The 13,628-nt window shown below is 62.9% G+C and carries 12 protein-coding genes; 5 read left to right on the top strand and 7 right to left on the bottom strand.

What is annotated here, in order from left to right:
• Nucleotides 1-34: 34 nt before the first annotated feature.
• The 5 genes from metG (at nucleotide 35) to mazG (ending at nucleotide 4,214) form a co-directional block, all read left to right on the top strand.
• Complete coding sequence (gene metG, locus AC1Q5P_RS00710) at nucleotides 35-1,600, top strand: methionine--tRNA ligase (RefSeq protein ID WP_492517876.1); 1,566 nt, start codon at nucleotides 35-37, stop codon at nucleotides 1,598-1,600.
• Nucleotides 1,600-2,376: a TatD family hydrolase gene (locus tag AC1Q5P_RS00705; protein ID WP_492517994.1), complete on the top strand. Its 777-nt coding sequence runs from the start codon at nucleotides 1,600-1,602 to the stop codon at nucleotides 2,374-2,376. The genes metG and AC1Q5P_RS00705 overlap by 1 nt, the downstream gene beginning before the upstream one ends.
• The gene (locus AC1Q5P_RS00700) at nucleotides 2,373-3,140 is read left to right on the top strand and encodes an MBL fold metallo-hydrolase (RefSeq protein ID WP_492517875.1); all 768 of its coding nucleotides are present in this window, start codon (nucleotides 2,373-2,375) and stop codon (nucleotides 3,138-3,140) included. Before AC1Q5P_RS00705 ends, AC1Q5P_RS00700 begins: the two co-directional genes overlap by 4 nt.
• A gap of 11 nt (nucleotides 3,141-3,151) precedes the next feature.
• Nucleotides 3,152-3,322 (top strand): hypothetical protein, encoded by a 171-nt coding sequence (locus AC1Q5P_RS00695; RefSeq protein ID WP_156452231.1) that lies wholly within the window; start codon nucleotides 3,152-3,154, stop codon nucleotides 3,320-3,322.
• A gap of 106 nt (nucleotides 3,323-3,428) precedes the next feature.
• Nucleotides 3,429-4,214 carry a nucleoside triphosphate pyrophosphohydrolase gene (gene mazG / locus AC1Q5P_RS00690; RefSeq protein WP_492517874.1) on the top strand — a complete coding sequence of 262 codons (786 nt, stop codon included), beginning with the start codon at nucleotides 3,429-3,431 and terminating at the stop codon, nucleotides 4,212-4,214.
• On the opposite strand, the gene hflX is transcribed toward mazG, so the two are convergent.
• From hflX to dusB, 7 genes are all read right to left on the bottom strand, one after another.
• A complete protein-coding gene (gene hflX / locus AC1Q5P_RS00685) occupies nucleotides 4,191-5,540 on the bottom strand; it encodes a GTPase HflX (RefSeq protein ID WP_492517993.1) in 1,350 nt (449 codons plus the stop codon). The genes mazG and hflX overlap by 24 nt on opposite strands.
• Nucleotides 5,537-6,112 (bottom strand): RNA chaperone Hfq, encoded by a 576-nt coding sequence (gene hfq, locus AC1Q5P_RS00680; RefSeq protein WP_082013224.1) that lies wholly within the window; start codon nucleotides 6,110-6,112, stop codon nucleotides 5,537-5,539. Before hfq ends, hflX begins: the two co-directional genes overlap by 4 nt.
• 189 nt (nucleotides 6,113-6,301) lie before the next feature.
• Nucleotides 6,302-7,687: a nitrogen assimilation response regulator NtrX gene (gene ntrX / locus AC1Q5P_RS00675; protein WP_062348433.1), complete on the bottom strand. Its 1,386-nt coding sequence runs from the start codon at nucleotides 7,685-7,687 to the stop codon at nucleotides 6,302-6,304.
• A gap of 13 nt (nucleotides 7,688-7,700) precedes the next feature.
• Nucleotides 7,701-9,875 carry a sensor histidine kinase gene (locus AC1Q5P_RS00670; protein WP_062348434.1) on the bottom strand — a complete coding sequence of 725 codons (2,175 nt, stop codon included), beginning with the start codon at nucleotides 9,873-9,875 and terminating at the stop codon, nucleotides 7,701-7,703.
• A 140-nt stretch (nucleotides 9,876-10,015) separates the two neighbouring features.
• Nucleotides 10,016-11,455 carry a sigma-54-dependent transcriptional regulator gene (locus AC1Q5P_RS00665; RefSeq protein WP_492517873.1) on the bottom strand — a complete coding sequence of 480 codons (1,440 nt, stop codon included), beginning with the start codon at nucleotides 11,453-11,455 and terminating at the stop codon, nucleotides 10,016-10,018.
• Nucleotides 11,455-12,570 (bottom strand): two-component system sensor histidine kinase NtrB, encoded by a 1,116-nt coding sequence (locus AC1Q5P_RS00660; protein ID WP_039331021.1) that lies wholly within the window; start codon nucleotides 12,568-12,570, stop codon nucleotides 11,455-11,457. The genes AC1Q5P_RS00665 and AC1Q5P_RS00660 overlap by 1 nt, the downstream gene beginning before the upstream one ends.
• Entirely contained in the window at nucleotides 12,567-13,610 is a 1,044-nt protein-coding gene (dusB, locus tag AC1Q5P_RS00655; RefSeq protein ID WP_492517872.1) for a tRNA dihydrouridine synthase DusB, read from the bottom strand. Before dusB ends, AC1Q5P_RS00660 begins: the two co-directional genes overlap by 4 nt.
• Between the last annotated feature and the right edge of the window lie 18 nt (nucleotides 13,611-13,628).

Here is a 13,628-nt window from a genome sequence, read left to right as displayed (position 1 = left end):
CCACCGGATTCCCTTTCAGAAAGCGACTGGCCCAATGGGCGAACCCTTCTACATCACCACCGCCATTTCCTACCCCAACGGGAAGCCGCACATCGGCCATGCCTACGAAGCGATTGCGGCTGACGTGATCGCGCGGTTCCAGCGGGCCATGGGGCGCGACGTGCGCTTCCAGACGGGCACGGACGAACACGGCCTGAAGATGGCGCAGAAGGCGCGCGAGCTGGGCATAACGCCGCGCGAACTTTCAGACGAAATGTCCTCGTATTTCATAAAGATGTGCGATGAGCTTAACGTTTCGTACGACGTCTTTATCCGGACAACAGAAGAACGCCATCACGCCTCGACCCAGGAACTCTGGCGGCGCATGGAAGCCAGCGGCGATCTCTACCTTGATCGCTACGAAGGCTGGTACTCGGTCCGCGACGAAGCGTTCTATGATGAAAGTGAACTGGTGGCCGGGGAAGGGGGCGAGAAGCTCTCGCCGCAGGGAACACCGGTAGAGTGGACCGTCGAGGAATCCTGGTTCTTCCGCCTCTCGAAGTACGCCGAGCCTCTCCTGAAGCTCTACAACGAGAACCCGCAATTCATCCAGCCCGACAGCCGCCGCAACGAGGTGATGCGCTTCGTCGAAGGCGGTCTGCGCGATCTCTCGGTCTCGCGCACCAGCTTCGACTGGGGCGTGAAGGTGCCGGGCAGCGACGGCCACGTCATGTACGTGTGGGTCGATGCGCTGACGAACTACGTCACCGGGCTCGGGTTTCCCGATGAATCCGGCGACTTTGCAAGGTATTGGCCAGCGAACCTCCACCTGATCGGCAAGGACATCGTCCGCTTTCACACGGTCTACTGGCCGGCGTTCCTGATGAGCGCGAACATCGCCCTGCCCAAGCAGGTCTTCGGCCATGGCTTCCTGCTCAACCGCGGGCAGAAGGAATCCAAGTCGCTCGGCAACGTCACCGATCCGCTGGAACTGGCGGAGCGTTTTGGCGTCGATCCGCTGCGTTATTTCCTCATGCGCGAAGTCGCCTTCGGGCAGGACGGGTCGTACTCCCCGGAAGCGATTGTCACGCGCTGCAATGCAGAGTTGGCAAACAGCTACGGCAATCTTGTCCAGCGAACACTGTCCATGATTTTCAAGAACATGGACGGGACACTTGAGAAGTTTGCAAGCGCCGAAGCTGACGATGCGCTGCTCGCCACCGTGTTCACAGCCTGCCGGGACGAGCTGCCGCGCGAGTTCGAGGCACTGAACTTCTCTGCAGGTATCGATGCGTGGATGCGCGCTGTCTTCGCATGCAATGCCTACGTTGACGAGCAGGCCCCCTGGGCCCTGCGCAAGACCGATCCGGAACGAATGAAGGCGGTGCTGCTTACCCTGTTCATGGCCATCAGGGATCTGACAATCGCGATTGCGCCGGTGGTGCCCGCCGCTGCTGCCAAGGTCCTCGACCAGCTCGGCGTACCCGGCGACGCTCGCACCTTTGCAGCCCTGACCGATGCCGACTGGTATCTGGCGCGCGTGGCTGCCGGTGAAAAGCTCGCGCAGCCGGTGCCGGCGTTCCCGCGCCTCGAAATGCCCGAGGAGCCTGCCTCGGCATGATGCTGATCGATTCGCATTGCCATCTCAACTACAAGGGTCTGGTCGAAGATCAGGCCCAGGTTCTCGGGCGTGCGCGCGAAACCGGCGTACGCGGCTTTCTCAACATCTCGACCCGCCAGCGCGAGTGGGCCGATATCGTCGCCACGGCTGAGCGCGAAAGCGATGTCTGGGCGAGCATCGGCATCCATCCGCACGAGGCTGATGGTCATGCAGATCTGGGCGAGGCTGCGCTGCTGGAAGCCGCCGCGCACCCGCGGGTCATCGGCATTGGCGAAACCGGGCTGGATTACTATTACGACCATTCGGACCGGCAGGTGCAGCGGGACCTGTTCCGGGTCCACATCCGCGTGGCCCGCGAAACCGGCCTGCCACTCATCGTCCACACGCGCGATGCGGAAGACGACACGACGCGGATCATCGAGGAAGAAATGGGGAAGGGAGCCTTCCCCGCATTGATCCACTGCTTCACCGCATCCGCGACGTTTGCTGCCAGGATGCTGGAACTGGGCCTGTCAATCTCGCTTTCCGGCATCGTGACGTTCAAGAATGCCAAGGACTTGCAAGCGATTGCCGCCGAACTGCCTGAAGATCGAATCCTGGTCGAAACCGACGCGCCGTTCTTGGCGCCGGTGCCGCACCGGGGCAAGACCTGCGAACCGGCGTTCGTGTCGGACACTTGCGCCTTCGTCGCTGGCCTGCGTGGAACCTCGCAGGAAGCCCTTGCGGATCGCACCGGCGCCAATTTCTTCAAGCTGTTCAGCAAGGCCAGCCTGTGAAGCTGACGATCCTCGGCTCCGGCACGTCGACGGGCGTGCCGCGCATCGGCAACGATTGGGGCGATTGCGATCCGAACGAGCCGAGAAACCGGCGCACCCGGGTTGCCATCATGATCGAAGGCTTTGACGGCAGTCGCCTGCTGGTCGACACCCCGACGGACCTGCGGCAGCAGTTTCTCAGTTGCGGCATCGATCGCGTTGATGGGGTACTGTGGACTCACGACCACGCCGACCACTGCCATGGGATCGATGACCTCAGGCCGCTCCGTTACGGTCGAGCAGGACCCATTCCGGGCTATGCGGCAAGCGAGACCGTCCGCCGACTGCGCCAACGCTTCGGGTATGTCTTCGCCGGGCAGCACGGTTATCATACCATTGTAGAGCTGGACAATCTCGACCGTGTCAGGATGTTGTGCGGCATTGGCATCGGTCATTGCCAGATGCCGCACGGTCCGGCGCAGTCCACCGCGTTTCGCTTTGATCAGGGCGGAAAAACAATTGGTTATGCCACAGACTTCAGCGAAATTACGAATGAAATGATGGACCTGTTCTACAAGGTCGACGTTCTGGTCGTCGATTGCCTCAGGCGGCAGCCGCATCCGACGCATTCGCATCTGGGCATGGCGCTCGAACTGATCGAAGCCACAAGAGCAGGACACGGCATCCTGACGCATCTCGACAAGTCGATGGATTACCGGACATTGTGCGCCGAAACTCCGGACCATGTCGAACCTGCGTACGACGGGCTCGAAGTAAATCTCTAAGGCGGTGCCGCATGGACAGCTACGACACAGTGCGCATCATTGGCATTTCCATGGCGCTTGTCTTGGCCGTCGCCAACTTAAAGGGCCGTGAGATCGGATTGTCTGACGGCTTGAGAATGGCCGCTTTATGGGCCTTTCTGTTTATCGTCGTGGCTCTGGTATTCTCCGTGCTGGGATGGTGACGACGCGCTCCTCTCCGTGCTTAGTTTACATAATCATTATTATCAAATCTGATTTGGCCGGTTGGATCGACACCCTAACTCCGGTCAACCGAACCGGGAAAATACCATGAGCGCAGCTTCCACGCCCAATCTATCGCGGCTCCTAGCCATCATGGCCCGCTTGCGAGATCCGGCGCGCGGTTGCGAATGGGATTGCGCGCAGACTTTCGCAACGATCGCGCCGTACACTATCGAGGAAGCTTACGAAGTCGATGATGCCATCGCCCGCAACGACATGGCCGCGCTGAAGGAAGAACTTGGCGACCTGTTGCTTCAGGTCGTGTTCCATGCACGCATGGCCGAAGAACTCGGTCTGTTCTCGTTCGAGGACGTGGCGGAAGCCATTTCCGCGAAAATGGAAGCACGCCATCCTCATGTGTTTGGCAACGAGCCTGACGAAGGCCAGTCGCGTGAGGACCGCTGGGAGAGCGCCAAGGCCGCTGAACGCAGGTCAAAGGGGGCGACCAGTGCCATGGACGGCGTAGCGCTGGCGCTTCCGGCGCTGATGCGGGCCGAAAAGCTCCAGAAGCGCGCTGTCAGGCAAGGCTTCGATTGGCCCGACCCATCCGGCGCAGCTGCCAAGGTTTATGAAGAGATACAAGAGCTTGCAGAAGCTTCCTCAGACTCTGAGCGCGTTGCGGAAGCCGGTGACCTGCTTTTTGCGGCGGTCAACCTTGTGCGCAAGCAAGGCGTCGCGCCGGAAGAAGCGCTGCGCCAGGCTAACGCCAAGTTCGAGCGGCGCTTCAGGGGCATGGAGCAACTGGCCGAGGGCCGCTTTGCGCAGCTGACCCTCGACCAGCAGGAAGAGCTTTGGCAGGCAGTGAAAGCGTCAGAGCGCGGTGAAACGGCCTAGGTCACGCTGGGTCAACCGCACCTTGATGCGCAGCGCCGGATCGCCACCCGCAGTTTCCGCCTCGGCTTCCTCCAGGATATCGCCGTGGGCGTGCAGCCAGGCAATGCGCTGACCGTCTGACAAAGGAATCGTAAACTCCAGCATCTGCGCCCCGCCGGTGAGCATCTGGCCCAGCTGCTCGAGCAGCGCATCGACACCCGCGCCGGTCCAGGCCGAGATCGGCACCACCGGACTTTCGGCAATGCGCGCGGCAATGAGGTCCCGGCGCATCGCCTGCTCTTCGGCAGTCAGCAGGTCCCACTTGTTCCACGCCTCGACAATCGGGATCTTCGAGCCCCCTTCCCCGATCACATCAAGGTCGGCGAGGATCTGTTCGACTTCAGCCTTCTGATCCGCCGTCGCGGGATTGGAAACGTCGCGCACGTGCACGATCACGTCCGCCGCCGTGACTTCCTCGAGCGTGGCGCGGAAGGCCGCGACCAGTTGCGTCGGCAGCTCGGAGATGAAGCCCACGGTGTCCGACAGGATGGCCTTCTCGACGCCCGGCAGCCGGATTGCCCGCATCGTCGGATCAAGCGTGGCGAACAGGAGATCTTCCGCCATGACGTCAGCGCCTGTCAGGCGGTTGAACAGCGTGGACTTGCCGGCATTGGTGTAGCCCACCAGAGCAATCACCGGCCAAGGCGCTCGCTGCCGCCGTTCGCGGTGGAGGCCGCGCGTGCGCCGGACCTGTTCCAGTTCCTTGCGGAGCCGCGCCATGCGTCCGCGGATCTGGCGACGGTCCGCCTCGATCTGGGTCTCGCCCGGGCCACCAAGGAAGCCGAAGCCACCGCGCTGACGCTCAAGGTGTGTCCATGATCGCACCAGTCGCCCGGCCTGATAATCGAGATGCGCCAGTTCGACCTGCAGCCGCCCCTCGGCGGTTGCCGCACGCTCGCCGAAGATCTCGAGGATCAGGCCGGTCCGGTCGATGACCTTGCGCTTGAGTTTTTCCTCAAGGTTACGTTGCTGGATTGCCGACAGCGAGCCGTCGACGATGACCAGTTCGGCGTCTGACTGGTTGCAGGCCACGCCGATGCGTTCCACCTGCCCCTCACCGAACAGGGTAGCGGGGCGGACGGCGCGGATCGGCAGGATGAAGGCATCGACCACTTCGATGCCAATGGCGCGGGCGAGGCCCTGCCCTTCTTCAAGGCGGCTTTCCGCATCCGAGCCAAGCCCCCCTCCCCGTTGCTTGATATCGGGGAGGACGACAACGGCGCGCGCGCCACGGGTGACTTCACCGGCTATTTCGCCGGTGTTGTTGCCAAATTCAAAAGTACTCAGGAATCCTCACCATCCCAGTCGCCGGTGAGATCAACATGACCGGCAGGCTGAATTGTCGAAACGGCATGCTTGTAGGCGAGCTGTACGTATCCTTCGCGCTCGAGCAGCATGCAGAAGAGATCATAGGACGCGACCTTGCCCTGCAGCATGACGCCGTTCACGAGGAACATCGTCACCTGCACGCCGGAATCGCGCACGCTGGACAAGAACACTTCTTGCAGCAAGCGGGCCTTCTTGCCGTTTTCCTCACCACCCGTCTGGAAGTGCGCAACCGAAAGCTGCTGCCCGGGCATGATCGTCGAGATCGCGTGCTTGTAGACCAGCTGCGACTGGCCATCGCGGCGCAGCAGGATCGAGAAGTTGTCGAACCACGTGACGATGCCCTGCAGCTTGACACCCTTCACGAGGAACATCGTGACAGGGATCTTGTTCTTGCGCAGGTGGTTGAGGAAAAGGTCCTGAAGGTTCTGCCCCTTACCTCCGCTCGGGCCGGTTACCGGTGCCGAAGCTTCCGCGACTGGAGCGGGTTCGGGCTTGGGCCGAGGGCGGGCAGACAAGGTCTTTCCGGTCATTTCACGTGACTCCGTTTTCTATTGGCTCAGCCCTGCGGGGGCCTTCGCGATCTGGCCTTCGTGCTGATCGCACTCTGGCCGGGTTCATTGACGAGTTTATGTCCCCCCGCGCGTTCCGTAAACATGGGAAATTGCACAGGGTTCCGAATTAATGCGTATTCACACGCGAGAAATCAATCGGTCGCGCGATTATTCGTCGTCCTCATCCTCCCGACGCTCCGCCATTCCCAACAGCTTGAGCTTGCGGTGCAGGGCCGAGCGTTCCATGCCGATGAAGCTCGCAGTCTTTGAAATATTTCCGGAAAACCGCCTTATCTGGACCTTCAGATACTCGCGTTCGAAATTCTCCCGCGCCTCGCGCAGTGGCACGCCCATCAGGGCAGAACCTGCGGACTCTCCGCCCATCGGAGTGCTGACGATCTCTGACGGCAACATGTCCGAGTCGATCCGCGCCAACCGGTCACGCGGTGCCAGAATCACCGTCCGTTCGACAACGTTGCGAAGCTGGCGCACGTTGCCGGGCCAGTCATAGCTTTGCAGGGCCGCCATCGCCTCGGGCGAGATTGCAGGCGGCGCCACGCCCTGTTCGCTGGCGTACCGGGCGAAGAAGTGGTCCACCAACGGCGGAATGTCGTCGCGCCGGTCGATCAGCGACGGAATGGCAACCGGCACCACGTTCAGCCGATAATAGAGGTCTTCGCGGAACCGCCTTTCGGCGATCTCCTTTTCCAGCGGGCGCGACGAGGACGACACTACGCGGACGTCCACCCGCAGCTGGCGGTGGCCGCCGACCCTTGCAAAGGACTGCTCGGTCAGCACGCGCAGGATACGTGCCTGGCTGGAGGCGGGCATGTCGGACACTTCGTCCAGGAAGAGCGTTCCCCCGTCCGCCATCTCGAGCAGCCCCGCCCTCACCAGCTTGCCGTCGATTTCCTCTCCGAACAGCTCCTGTTCAAAGCGCTCGGGCGTGATGCGGGCGGAATTGACGGTGATGAACGGGCTCTGCGCCCGCGGGCTCCAGGAATGGAGCAGGCGCGCAGCAACTTCCTTGCCGGAACCGGCCGGGCCGGTAATCAGCAGGCGGCTACCGGTGTTGGCAACGCGCTTGAGTGTCGCGCGCACCTGGTTGATCGCCGAACTGTTGCCGGTGAACTCCTCGGCCATGGCAAAACCCTGGCGCAGGCGGGCGTTCTCACGGCGCAGGCGCTCGGTCTCGGTCGCCCGTTCCACCAGCAGCAACAGACGCTCGGCCTCGAAGGGCTTTTCGAGAAAATCCATGGCCCCGCGGCTGATCGCGGAAACGGCTGTGTCAATGTTGCCGTGCCCTGAGAAGATGATGACGGGCAGCTCTGGCTCGCGCTTCTTGATCTCGTCGAGGACTTCCAGTCCATCCATCGGGCTGCCGTGCAGCCAGACGTCCAGCAGTACAAGGCTGGGCCGACGCTCGTCGATCGCGGCAAGTGCCGAGGTGCTGTCCGCCGCAAGCCTGCAGCCATAGCCTTCGTCGGAGAGAACGCCTGCGACCAGTTCGCGGATGTCGCGTTCGTCGTCTACGATGAGGATATCGAGTGCCATTGCTTGGGTCCTGTCAGTCCTGTTCGGCCATTGCGCTTGATGTGGAAAGCGGGTCGCGGGCAAAGCGCATGGTCACGCGTGTCCCTCCGCCCGGCTCGGGGGTGAAGGCCATTTCGCCGCCGTGCTCCTCGACGATCTTGTGAACGATGGCGAGGCCCAGGCCAGTGCCCTTCTCCCGGGTGGTCATGTACGGTTCGAGAATGCGCTCGCGCTCCGCTGGAAGCCCGATGCCATTGTCGGTGACGCTGACGGTCACCGTGTCGTGGTCTCCAGCCAGGGTCACCGCCACGCGCCCACGGTAATCGACGTCCTCGCTCTTTGCCCGCGTTTCAATGGCTTCGACGGCATTTTTCAGAACATTGGTCATCACCTGACCGAACTGATGGCGATCGCACTGCAACGGCATCGACGCGGCATCGCAGGCGAAGCTGAAATCGATCCCGGTATGCGCCACTTCCTGCAGGAACAGGGATTGCCTGACGAGGTCGCTGGCGTCCTCGGCCCGGAAGACAGGCTTGGGCAGCCGGGCGAACGAGGAAAATTCGTCCACCATCTTCCTCAGATCGCCGACCTGCCTGATTATGGTGCTGGTCAATTCCTCGAACAATTCGGGATCATTCTCGATCTGGCGGCCATAACGGCGGCGCAGACGTTCGGTTGCCAGCTGGATCGGTGTCAGCGGGTTCTTGATCTCGTGGGCGATGCGGCGGGCCACGTCCGACCAAGCCGCGCGACGCTGATCGAGCAGTTGCCGGGTAATGTCCTCAAAAGTGATGACGTGACCGTTGCTGTCCTGCACGACGCGCACCGCCAGCGTGCGCAGGTCACCATCGAGCGGATACTGGATCACGTTGTTGGGCTGGCCCGAGTTCACGAGCTGCGCAAAAACCGGTGAAACTTCCGCGAGGGGACGGCCGATCGGGTTCTGGGCCGCGTCCGCAAGAAGCACGCGCTGTGCAGAAGAGTTGATCAACTGAACCGCGCCATCGCGCCCGATTGACACGATGCCCGCCGTGATCGATTCCAGAACGGCCTCGATGAACGCGCGTCGCACCTCGAGCTGCGCATTGGCGGTAACGAGAGCTTGCGTCTGGCCTTCGAGCTGCTGGGTCATGCGATTGAAGGCACGCGCCAGCAGCCCGACCTCATCGGTCCCGCTGCTCTGCGCCACGCGCATCGAGAAATTCCCGCTACCGATGGTTCGGGCTGCGGAAACCAGTTCGGCAAGCGGCGCCACCTGCCTGTCGGCAAAGCGCAGAGCTGCCCATACCGCAACCCCCACCAGTGCGAGGCTGACACCGAACAGGGCGAGGTTGAAGCGCAACTGCAGCGCCCTCGCCCGCGTCGTCAGCATGTCGTAGGACTTGAGCACGGTCTGCGCTCGCTCCCACTGCTGGAGCGCAAGTGCGTTCGACGTCCGCGCGGCAAAGAGATAGATGCCTCGGGCCTTGTCGATGGGCGTTACCGCCTCGATCCGTTCGGCCGATGCGCGGACGACCACGGCTTCGCCGGCATCGAGACGTTTCAGATCCGCCTGCGTCACGCGCTGCTGGCGGTCGGTCTTTTCGGGATCTACTATGGCGGCAGTGCGAAGCGTGCCGTCGCCTGCGCGTTCGAGGATCGCGGACTCGTTGAGCTGGCGACTGAGAACCTGGAAGGAGTACCCTTCGGCAAATTCGGTTGAGGTGATCGGCGCCTGGTCGAGGTAATCGCGAATGTCACCAGCCATGGTGACCGTTTCGTTGCCGACGTCGCGCAGCTTGTCCTCGTAATAGCCCCGCGCGAGCTTGTTTGCATTCTCCAGCATTCCGCGGGAATTGTCAGAGAACCAGAATTCGACGCCGGACTGGAACAGGAAAGAGGCGAAGATCACGACCAGAAGCGTCGGGATTGCTGCGATCAGCGAGAACAACCAGACCAGGCGGACGTGGAGGCGCCCGCTCGATCCAAGCACGCTTTGCGCGGCGCGTCTGATTGCCAGTCTCCGGCCCCACAGTATCTGGAGGGCCATGGCCGGGACAAGCGTTCCGATCAGAAGACTCGACGTGAGGCGCGAAGGCAGGATCTGGCCTTCGCTGCCGCTGCCGGTGACCGTCAGCCAGCTGACTGCCAGCATCAACGCAAGGACCGTAGAGGCCGCCACTTCGAGCAGGAAGAACACGTTTGCGCGACGCAGGCCGACGGCCATTCGCCGCACCCATCGCGGCATCCTGCGGACCGTGACTCTAGACTCCTGCATCATCGTTGCATGATCACAACACCACTGTTGCAGAAATGCAAGAGGAAACCGACGAGTGTCTGGCGGTGGACGACAAGTGTCGCAAACCATCAGTCGCGCAGGGCGAAGTCCTCCGCAATAATGCCAAGCTCGGACAGCCGCTTCCGCAACGTATTGCGATTTATGCCGAGGATTTGGGCAGCGCGCAGCTGGTTGCCACCGGTCTGGCTGAGGATCGCTGCAAATAGTGGGCGTTCGAATGCGGCGAGCGCTGCGTCATAGACGTCTCCGGGTGCCGGACTGTTGCTCGAAAGCCAATGCTTTACAGCCACGGCGATGTCGCTTTGAGCAGATTCGGTCGTGTGCTGCAGTTCCTGAGCCGGAGAGCTGCCTTCAGCGTGAACAAGCAAGGGTTCGATCACAGTGGCGTCGATGATCTCGTCGCGTGCCAGCAGGGCGAGCCGATAGATGAAGTTGCGCAGTTCGCGCACGTTGCCCCGCCACGGCTGGCGCGACAGCAGCTCGGCGCCGGACTGGGTCAACTGGCGGCGAGGCAGGCCTTCGGCTGCGGCATTCGCCAGAAAATGGCGGGCGAGAGCCTCGATGTCGTCTGCCCGGTCTCGCAACGGTGGCAGCTCGATCGGCACCACGGCCAGGCGATAGTAAAGGTCTTCGCGGAACGTCCCTGCGGCAATCATCGGCAGGAGATCGCGATTGGTGGCGGCGACGATCCGGCAATCCAGTGTGATCTCGTCACGCCCGCCAACGCGACGGATCCGTCCAGACTGCAAGGCGCGCAGCAGGCGCGTCTGGGCCTGCATGGGCATGTCGCCGATTTCATCGAGGAACAATGTGCCACCGCTCGCCTGTTCGAACTTGCCGATCGAGCGGGCAACTGCGCCCGTGAATGCACCTTTCTCGTGGCCGAACAGCTCGCTCTCGATCAGCTCGGCGGGGATGGCAGCGGTATTGACGGCCACGAAGGGCCCGGACCGGCGATTGCCGAGCTGGTGGATCGCTTCAGCCACAAGCTCCTTGCCCGTCCCGGATTCGCCCAGGATCAGCACGGTCAGATCGTTGCGCAAGACCCGCGTTATCATGCGGTAGACCGCCTGCATTGCGGCGCTACGGCCAACCAGCGGAAGGCCCTGCGTGACGTCCTGCGGCACGTCGATCTCGGCGGCTTCGGCCTTGCCGATGGCCTGCGTGACCGTGCGGACCAGTTCCTCGAGGTCGAAGGGCTTGGGGAAGTATTCGAACGCTCCGGTCTCGCTGGCGCGCACCGCCGTATCCAGCGTGTTCTGCGCTGAAAGGATAATGATCGGCATGGAGGGATGTGCATCGCGCACCGATCCCAGCGTTTCGATCCCGTCGCCGTCGGTCAGCATCACGTCGGTCAGCAACAGGCGATAGTCAGCGCCCGCAAGATGCCGGTCACGCCCAGCGACCGAATCGCAGTGATCGACGTCGAAGCCTTCGGCTTCAAGGGCAGCAGTGATGACGAGGGCGATCGAGGCGTCGTCCTCGACCAGAAGAACGCGCTTGGTCATCAGGGCACCGATCCGGCAACGGGGAGGTGAATACGGAAATGGGTGAGGCCGTTGGCCTCGTCCCGGTCATGCGTGATGCGCCCGTTCATTTCACGCACCAGCTTCTGGACCAGCGCAAGGCCAAGGCCCTGCCCGCTCTTTTTGCCGGTCACGAACGGTTCGAAGATGTGATCGCGCAGCTTGGGGTCGATGCCCGGGCCATTGTCTGACACGCGCAGCTCGATCGGCAGGCGCAACGGCTTTCCGCCCGGCCCGACATGCAGCTGGATGCCGCTGGCAAAGCGCGTACGCACCGAAATTCGCGGCTGCAGCTGGTGCTGGCAGGCTTCCCGCGCGTTGCTCAACAGGTTGAGCAGGACCTGCACCAGCGAATCCGCATTGGCTGTCACCGGGGGAAGCGATGGGTCGAACTCCTCCTCGATCACCACGTTCGAAGGGTGCCCGGCCACCAGCACCGCCTCGGCGCGCCGAACGGCCTCATGCAGGTTGCACTCCTGCGCCGGCTCGGCACTGCGCCGCGACAGCGACTGCATCTGGTCGATCAGCTTGGCAATCCGGTCGACCTCGGCCGTGATCAGCCCGGTCATTGCCCGGTCGCGTTCGCTCAGCTTGCGGTCGAGCAGCTGCGCCGCGCCGCGGATGCCGGCAAGCGGGTTCTTGATCTCGTGCGCCAGCACTTCCGGCGCACGCAGGGCCACGCCCTCGCCGCCGCCCGCGCCTCGCCCGTCGCCGGTCAGCGCCTCGACGCCGACGCCTTCGTGCAGCATCAGCAATTGCCAGCCCGGACAATGGGTCACCGGGCTCGTCATCACGTCGAACGTGCGCACCGGCTGCCCCATGATCCGCACGCCCACGCCGCGTGCAAACAGATTCGCCTCGCCATCTGCCAGACGCCCGAGGATCAGCGGTTCCTCGAATTCGAACAGTTCCGCCACGGACTTGCCGACCAGGCGCCGGTAGCTCTGGCCCATCAGTTGCTCGGCGGCGGGGTTGACCGAAGCCACCACCAGCTCCGGATCGAGCTGCAACAGGGCGAGCGGCAGGCTGGCGACGACGCGCTTGGGATCGGGCTTCTGCCCGGGCTCGGTCCTGCGCCAGTCGGGCAGCAAGCTCATGCCGCCGCGCGCTGCCCCACCTGTGCCGAAAGGCTGTGCTCGATCGCGCGCTTGTAGAAATCGGCCAGATTTGCGAGCACCGCCTTGGGGTCGTCGATGAAGTTGACCTTGTTGCGGAAATCGGCCGAACCGTGGAGGCCCTTGGTATACCACCCGATGTGCTTGCGAGCCATGTTGACCCCGGTGACCGTCCCGTAGTGCTCCTGCATCGCCTTGTAGTGTTCGACGATCAGCGCATACTGTTCGGGGAGAGTTGGATCGGCCAGGCGCTCGCCCGTCTCCAGCCAGTGCATGACCTGGCCGAGCAGCCACGGCCGCCCGTAGGACCCGCGCCCGATCATCACGCCATCGGCACCGCTCTGTTCGATCGCGGCGGCAACGTCCTCGATCCCGCAGATATCGCCATTGACGATGACCGGGATCGACACCGCGTCCTTCACGCTGCGCACGAAACCCCAGTCGGCATTGCCCTTGTACATCTGGTTGCGGGTGCGGCCGTGGACCGTGATCATCTTCGCACCGATGTCTTCGGCAATCCGCGCGAGTTCCGGCGCGTTGAGGCTGTCGTGGCACCAACCCATGCGCATCTTCACGGTCACCGGCACCTTCACCGCCTTGACCGTTGCCTCGATCAGGCGTGTGGCGAGCGGGATGTCACGCATGAGTGCGGAACCGGCATCGCCGTTCACCACCTTGCGCACCGGGCAGCCCATGTTGATGTCGATGATCGCCGCGCCCTGCTGCTCGACCAGCTTCGCCGCTTCGGCCATCTGCGCCGGGTCACAGCCCACCAGTTGCATCGAAACCGGCTCTTCCATCGGATGCCAGGCTGCCTTCTGGATCGACTGGCGCGTCTCGCGGATGGCAGCTGGGCTGGCGATCATCTCGGTCACGTTGAGACCCGAGCCGAAGCGACGCACGATCGTGCGGAACGGCAGGTCCGAAACCCCGGTCATCGGTGCGAGCACGACCGGGCAATCGACCGTTACAGGGCCGACCTGGATGGGCTTGAGCACGGGCGGGACGGGAGCATAGGACATCGGGATCAAATCTGCCTA

The organism is Novosphingobium sp. GW835-FHT14H07 (genome assembly GCF_058793515.1).
This window is presented reverse-complemented; position numbering and strand designations above follow the sequence as displayed.

Bases quoted from the DNA above. Each gene is read 5' to 3' on its own strand.
- metG (WP_492517876.1), top strand. From the start codon at position 35: ATGGGCGAACCCTTCTACATCACCACCGCCATTTCCTACCCCAACGGG.
- AC1Q5P_RS00705 (WP_492517994.1), top strand. From the start codon at position 1,600: ATGCTGATCGATTCGCATTGCCATCTCAACTACAAGGGTCTGGTCGAA.
- AC1Q5P_RS00695 (WP_156452231.1), top strand. From the start codon at position 3,152: ATGGACAGCTACGACACAGTGCGCATCATTGGCATTTCCATGGCGCTT.
- mazG (WP_492517874.1), top strand. From the start codon at position 3,429: ATGAGCGCAGCTTCCACGCCCAATCTATCGCGGCTCCTAGCCATCATG.
- hfq (WP_082013224.1), bottom strand. From the start codon at position 6,112: ATGACCGGAAAGACCTTGTCTGCCCGCCCTCGGCCCAAGCCCGAACCC.
- ntrX (WP_062348433.1), bottom strand. From the start codon at position 7,687: ATGGCACTCGATATCCTCATCGTAGACGACGAACGCGACATCCGCGAA.
- AC1Q5P_RS00670 (WP_062348434.1), bottom strand. From the start codon at position 9,875: ATGGCCGTCGGCCTGCGTCGCGCAAACGTGTTCTTCCTGCTCGAAGTG.
- AC1Q5P_RS00665 (WP_492517873.1), bottom strand. From the start codon at position 11,455: ATGACCAAGCGCGTTCTTCTGGTCGAGGACGACGCCTCGATCGCCCTC.
- AC1Q5P_RS00660 (WP_039331021.1), bottom strand. From the start codon at position 12,570: ATGAGCTTGCTGCCCGACTGGCGCAGGACCGAGCCCGGGCAGAAGCCC.
- dusB (WP_492517872.1), bottom strand. From the start codon at position 13,610: ATGTCCTATGCTCCCGTCCCGCCCGTGCTCAAGCCCATCCAGGTCGGC.